A 655-nucleotide genomic window follows, 5' to 3' on the forward strand; every position below is an offset into this window, starting at 1 on the left:
CCTCGGCCGCCTCGGCGGCGGTGGCCGCGGTCCGCGCGGCGACCGCGGCCGCGCGGGCCAGCGGCGCCCGTCCGCCGAGCACCGCGAGCGCGGCGGCCAGTCGCCACCCGGCGGTGTCCGGACCGCCGGTCATCGCGAGCACGTGATGGGCGGCGGTCTCCGGCGCGTACCGGGTGAGCAGCGGGATGCTCGCCTGCTCGGGGGCCACCCGCCGTTCGGCCAGCTCCATCAGCAGGGCCAGCAGCAGGCGCGGGTTGCCGCCGGTGCGCTGCAGGCAGGCCGCCACGAAGTCCGGCGACGGCGCGCCGGGCAGCGCCGCGCGCACCAGCCGGCCGGCCTCGGCCAGCCGCAGGCCGCGCAGGGGCAGCGGCCGCATGCCGGCCATCGCGTCCTGGTAGGGCCCGGGGTGGGCGGTCGGCACGTCACCGCGGGCCGAGGCCAGCACCAGCAGGCGCAGGCCGCCGCGGCGGTGCAGCAGGTGGCTGATCGCGCGCAGCGAGAAGGCGTCGCACCACTGCAGGTCGTCGATCAGCAGCAGGACCGGGCGGCGGGTCTGCAGCGCGGCCACCGTGCGGTGCAGCTCGGCGGCGACCGCACCGCCGGGGCCCTCGGCGCGGTCGGCGCGGTCGGCGCTGTCCGGGGCGTCGGCGGTGTG

General features: G+C 80.5%; 1 pseudogene. It reads right to left on the reverse strand.

The features are described from left to right. Nucleotides 1–655, reverse strand: a pseudogene (locus ABD323_RS43385) (hypothetical protein); the annotation flags it as partial.

The organism is Kitasatospora nipponensis (genome assembly GCF_039528135.1).
Taxonomy (GTDB): domain Bacteria; phylum Actinomycetota; class Actinomycetes; order Streptomycetales; family Streptomycetaceae; genus Kitasatospora; species Kitasatospora nipponensis.